We start from the raw sequence: 5,543 nt of genomic DNA, 5'->3' as shown, positions 1-5,543 counted from the left end.
GGCTCCCGACGCCCCTTCGCTCCTTCGGAGCGACTGACCCCATCCGTCTCCGACCCCTGTTCGGGGTCGGAGCCACCTTCCCCTGAGGGGAAGGAGAGGGAGCGTCCTGTTTGCGTCGAAGCCCTGCAGGAATGACGATGGGTGCACTCCGTAGCCCATACGGCAGAGGGGAGGGCGGTTACCCCTCTCCCATTCGGGAGAGGGGCGCCTATCTTGAGCGCACCCGCCCCGATTCGACGGATCCGCTCTCCCCATGCGTCATCTCACGACCCTCGCCCTCCTCGCGCTCCTCCTCGTCGCGCCCGCCCACGCCCAGGAGCGGACCCTTCCGCAGAGCGCCACCCAGCTGACCCTCTCCTTCGCGCCGCTCGTGCGCGAGGCCGCGCCGGCGGTCGTGAACGTCTACGGCGAGGCGCGGGCGGCGGCGCGGCAGGTCGATCCGATGGACGACTTCTTCCGGCGCTTCTTCGGCGGGGATGTCTTCGGCGGTCCGAGCCTGCCGCAGGAGCGGGTGCAGCGCTCGCTCGGCTCGGGCGTGATCGTCGACGAGAGCGGGCTCGTGGTGACGAACCACCACGTGATCGAGGGCATGGACCGCGTGCGGGTCGCGCTCGCCGATCGGCGCGAGCTCGATGCCGAGATCGTGCTCTCGGACGCGCGCACCGATCTCGCGGTGTTGCGGATCCTGTCGGACGAGCGCTTCCCGACGATCGCGCTCGGCGACGACGAGGCGCTCGAGGTCGGCGATCTCGTGCTCGCCATCGGCAACCCGTTCGGCGTGGGCCAGACGGTGACGCAGGGGATCGTCTCGGCGCTCGCGCGCACGCAGGTCGGGATCACCGACTACCAGTTCTTCATCCAGACGGATGCGGCGATCAACCCGGGCAATTCCGGCGGCGCGCTGATCGACATGTCGGGGACGCTGGTGGGCATCAACACGGCGATCTTCACGCGCTCCGGCGGCAGCCACGGCATCGGCTTCGCGATCCCCGCGCGCATGGTGCGCACCGTCGTCGACAGCGCGCGGATCGGCGCCGAGCGGGTGCTGCGGCCCTGGCTCGGCGCGAGCCTGCAGATGCTCACCCCCGAGCTCGCCGAATCCGTCGGCCTCCTGCGCCCGGCCGGTGCGCTCGTCGCGGACGTGGTCGCGCAGAGCCCGGCGGCGGAGGCGGGGCTGCGGCGCGGGGACGTGATCGTCGCGGTCGACGGCGCGCCCGTCGACGACACCGAGGCCTTCGGCTACCGCTTCGCGCTGGCCGGCATCGAGGGCACGACGCGGTTTCGGGTGCTGCGCGACGGCCGCGACGCCGAGCTCGAGGTCCGCCTGATGCCGCCGCCCGAGACGCCCGCGCGCCGCCCGGTCTCGGTCTCCGCCCGCTCGCCGCTCGACGGGGCGACGGTCGTCAACCTCAACCCGGCGGTGGCCGACGAGCTGCGCCTGTTCGAGCGCGCCGGCGCCGTCGTCGTGCTCGAGGTGCCCCCGCGCTCGATCGCGGCGCGCTACGGCTTCCGGCCCGGCGACATCCTCCTCGAGATCAACCGCGTGCGCATCGGCGCGAGCGACGAGGTCGAGCCGGCGCTCTCCCGCGGCCGGGGCGCCTGGGAGCTCGTCATCCACCGCGACGGGCGGACGATCACGACGGTGCTGCGGGGGTGAGGGGCGCCCCCCTCACCACATGTCGAGCGCGACGCGGGCCTCGTCGGACATGCGGCTCTGGTCCCATGGCGGGTCGAACACGATGTTGACCTCGGTCGCCTGGACGCCCTCGACCGCGTTGACCGCGTTCTCGACCCAGCCCGGCATCTCGCCCGCGACGGGGCAGCCCGGGGAGGTGAGCGTCATGTCGATCGTCACCTTCCGGTCGTCCGAGATCTCCACGCGGTAGATGAGGCCGAGCTCGTAGATGTCGGAGGGGATCTCGGGGTCGTAGACCGTCTTGAGCGCGGCGACGATGTCGTCGGTCAGGCGATCGATCTCCTCCGGGGGCAGACCGCCGGCGGCGACCTGCGGCTCGGCAGGGGGTGTGGCGGGGGAAGGCACGTCGCTCATCCTGAAACTCCGGGTCAGCCGAACAGGGTCTCGGCCTTGCGCAGCGCATCCGCCAACATATCGACTTCGGCGCGCGTGTTGTAGAGGGCGAAGGAGGCGCGGCATGTCGCGGTCACGCCGAAGCGCTGCAGCAGAGGCTGCGCGCAATGCGTGCCGGCGCGGACCGCGATGCCCTGCCGATCGATGATGGTGGCGACGTCGTGCGCGTGCGCGCCCTTCAGCTCGAAGGAGAGGATCGCGCCCTTCTCGCGCGCGCGCCCGAAGATGCGCAGCGCGTTCATGGCGCCGAGCCGCTCGTGGGCGTAGTCGCGCAGGTCCGCCTCGTGCGCGGCGATCCGGTCGCGGCCGAGATCCATCATGAAGCGCAAAGCCGCGCCGAGCCCGATCGCCTCGACGATCTGCGGCGTGCCGGCCTCGAAGCGGTGGGGCGCGTCGAGATAGGTGACGCGCTCGGGCGTGACCTCGGAGATCATCTCGCCGCCGCCCTCGAAGGGCGGCATGCGGTTGAGCCATTCCGACCTGCCGTAGAGAACGCCGATGCCGGTCGGGCCATAGGCCTTGTGGCCGGTGAAGACGAAGAAATCGGCGTCGAGATCGCGAACGTCGACGGGCATGTGCACCGCGCTCTGCGCCCCGTCGACGAGGACCGGCACGCCATGCGCATGCGCCACGCGGATGATGTCCTTCATCGGCGTGATCGTGCCGAGCATGTTGGACATGTGCGTGATGGCGACCATCTTGGTGCGCGGCGAGAACAGCTTCTCGTATTCCTCGAAGAGGAACTCGCCGTCGTCGCTCACCGGCACCCACTTGATCACCGCGCCCTTGCGCTCGCGCAGGAAGTGCCAGGGCACGATGTTGGAATGATGCTCCATGATCGAGAGGATGATCTCGTCGCCCTCGCCGATCCCGTGCTCGCCGCCCATCAGACCGAAGGAGGAGGCCACGATGTTGTAGGCTTCCGTCGCGTTGCGCGTGAAGACGATCTCCTCGCGCGAGCCGGCATTGAGGAATTCGCGCACGGTGTCGCGCGCGGCCTCGTAATCCTCGGTCGCGGCGTTCGCCATGAAATGCAGCCCGCGATGGACGTTGGCGTAGCGCGTCTCCATCGTGCGGGTCATCGCGTCGATCACCGCGCGCGGCTTCTGGGCCGAGGCGGCGCTGTCGAGATAGACGAGCGGGCGGCCGTAGACCTCTTGCGACAGGATCGGGAATTCGCGGCGCACGGCCTCGACGTCGTAGGCGGTGGCGCGACCGAGAGGCGCGTTCATGGTGATCCTCCGTGCCCGCACTCGGCGGGTGTGGCGTGCGGGCGGCGAGAGTGCCGTCCGCACGGGAGAAAGAGGCTCAGCCGCGCGCGGCGAGCCAGCCCTGGACGATGCCCATCAGGGCCTCGAGCAGAGCCTCGTCCTCGAGACCCTCCTCCATCGCCTCGCCGAGGAAGCTCTCGATGAGGAGCGCCTCCGCTTCCGGCCGCGGCAGGCCGCGGGCCATGAGGTAGAAGAGCAGGTCGTCGTCGAGCGCGCCGCAGGTGGCGCCATGGGCGCAGAGCACGTCGTCGGCGAAGATCTCGAGCTCGGGCTTGTTGTTCATCGTGCCCTCTTCCGAGAGGAGCACGCAGGCCGACATCATCTTGCCGTCGGTCTTCTGGGCGCCCGGCGCGACGATGATCTTGCCCTGGAACACGCCGGTGGCGCGCCCGTCGATCGCTGTCTTGAACAGCTCGCGGCTCTCGCAATCCGTGCCGCGATGGTCGACGACGAGCGTCGTGTCGGCGTGCTGGTCGCCCTTGAGCATGGTCGCGCCGCGGATCGCGCCCTTGGCGTGCGAACCCGCGAAGGTCATGTAGACCTGATGGCGCGACAGCGCCGAGCCGACGACGAGGTTGCGCGTGCCGAACTCGGTCTTCTCGCCGAGATGCGCCGTGATCGTCGAGAGCGCGAGCGCCCCGTCGCCGAGCCCGTCGACGCGCACATGGGCGAGCTTCGCGCGATCGCCCACCACGAACTCGACCACGTTGTTCGGCTGGTGGACGACGCCGTTCTCGCTCTCGTGCGTCTCGAGGAGCGTGAAGGCCGTGTCCGCCTCCGCCACGATGAGCACGCGCGTCGCGGTCGAGACCGCCTTCGTGCCGGTGATCGCGAAGCGCAACGCCACCGGGCGCGCGACCGCGCCCGTCACGTGCAGCACCACGCCGTCCGTGAAGAACGCCGCGTTGAGCGCATAGGCCGCGTTGCCGGACGCGGCCTCGATCGCGCCGAGCCTGGCGAGGAGCGGATGGCCGCTCGTCAGCGCCTCGACGAGCGGCACGGCCGTGACGCCGTCGGGCATCGCGTCGCGATGCGCGAGATGGCCGTCGACGAAGGCGATCGTCGCGGGCTCGAGCCCTGCGAAGAGGGTGGGGGAGGCGAGCGCGGTGCGGGTCGTCTCCGCGCTCGGGACCGGCGCGAGCGGAGCCGCGTCGCGCATGTTCGCGCGCAGGTCGGTGTACTTCCACTCCTCGACGCGCCGATGCGGGAGCCCGGCGGCGGCGAAGCGGTGGAAGGCGTCCTCGCGCGAGCGCGCATCGCCCGGCAGCAGGCTCTTCGAGCGCTCGAAGAGCTCCGCGAGCGCCGTCTCGGCGGGGGTCTTCATCATCGCGACGGCCATCACGCGGCCTCCTGGGCCTTGTAATCGGCGTAGCCGTTCGCCTCGAGCTCCTCGGCGAGCGTCTTGTCGCCCGAGCGCATGATCTTGCCGTTGGCCATCACGTGGACGGTATCCGGCACGATGTATTGCAGGAGGCGCTGATAGTGCGTGATCACGAGGAACGAGCGGTTGTCCGCCCGCAGCGCGTTCACGCCCTCGGAGACGATGCGCAAAGCGTCGATGTCGAGCCCCGAATCCGTCTCGTCGAGGATGCAGAAGGACGGCTGCAGGAGCGCCATCTGCAGGATCTCCATGCGCTTCTTCTCGCCGCCGGAGAAGCCGACATTGAGCGCGCGCTTGAGCATGTCCTTCGGAATCTCGAGCTTCTCGGCCGCCGCGTTCACCGCCTTGATGAAATCGGGGGTCGTCAGCTCGCTCTCCTCGCGGGCGCGGCGCTGGGCGTTGAGCGCGGCCTTGAGGAAGGTCATCGTCGCGACGCCGGGGATCTCGAGCGGGTATTGGAAGGCCAGGAACACGCCCTTGGCGGCGCGCTCGGAGGGCTCCATCTCGAGGATGTTCTCGCCGTTGAGCAGGATCTCGCCGTCGAGGATCTCGTAATCCTCCTTGCCGGCGACGATGTAGGAGAGCGTCGACTTGCCGGAGCCGTTCGGCCCCATGATGGCGGCGACTTCCCCATCGTGGATGGTGAGGTTGAGCCCGTCGAGGATGCGCTTGCCCTCGATCTCGGCGACGAGGTTCTTGATTTCGAGCATGGGTTTCACGTCCGTTCGTTCGAATTCCAAAGGAGGGGAGGCGGTCGGGGGGGGGGGGGGCGGCGCGCGGGCGCCCCCCCGCCCCCCCCCCC

5 protein-coding genes are annotated in these 5,543 nt (G+C 69.9%); 1 reads left to right on the top strand and 4 read right to left on the bottom strand.

Annotated features, from left to right (window positions below):
• The first annotated feature begins 253 nt into the window (after positions 1-253).
• Positions 254-1,657, top strand: a complete 1,404-nt coding sequence (locus tag ACK4UM_RS14380; RefSeq protein WP_409800354.1) for a DegQ family serine endoprotease — start codon at positions 254-256, stop codon at positions 1,655-1,657.
• Between the two features lie 12 nt (positions 1,658-1,669).
• Here the strand turns inward: ACK4UM_RS14380 and ACK4UM_RS14375 are convergent, their stop codons facing one another.
• The 4 genes from ACK4UM_RS14375 to sufC all read right to left on the bottom strand — a co-directional run bounded on the left by ACK4UM_RS14375 (position 1,670) and on the right by sufC (position 5,451).
• The gene (locus tag ACK4UM_RS14375) at positions 1,670-2,050 is read right to left on the bottom strand and encodes an SUF system Fe-S cluster assembly protein (protein WP_409800352.1); all 381 of its coding nucleotides are present in this window, start codon (positions 2,048-2,050) and stop codon (positions 1,670-1,672) included.
• 14 nt (positions 2,051-2,064) lie between these two features.
• Complete coding sequence (locus ACK4UM_RS14370; RefSeq protein ID WP_409800350.1) at positions 2,065-3,321, bottom strand: cysteine desulfurase; 1,257 nt, start codon at positions 3,319-3,321, stop codon at positions 2,065-2,067.
• Positions 3,322-3,397: 76 nt separating this feature from the next.
• Complete coding sequence (sufD, locus tag ACK4UM_RS14365) at positions 3,398-4,699, bottom strand: Fe-S cluster assembly protein SufD (RefSeq protein WP_409800348.1); 1,302 nt, start codon at positions 4,697-4,699, stop codon at positions 3,398-3,400.
• Complete coding sequence (sufC, locus tag ACK4UM_RS14360) at positions 4,699-5,451, bottom strand: Fe-S cluster assembly ATPase SufC (RefSeq protein ID WP_409800346.1); 753 nt, start codon at positions 5,449-5,451, stop codon at positions 4,699-4,701. Before sufC ends, sufD begins: the two co-directional genes overlap by 1 nt.
• Positions 5,452-5,543 lie beyond the last annotated feature (92 nt).

The sequence above is a fragment of the Salinarimonas sp. genome, assembly GCF_046292825.1.
Taxonomy (GTDB): Bacteria; Pseudomonadota; Alphaproteobacteria; order Rhizobiales; family Beijerinckiaceae; genus Salinarimonas.
The sequence above is the reverse complement of the archived record's forward strand: the minus strand, read 5'-3'. Positions and strand labels throughout refer to the sequence as shown.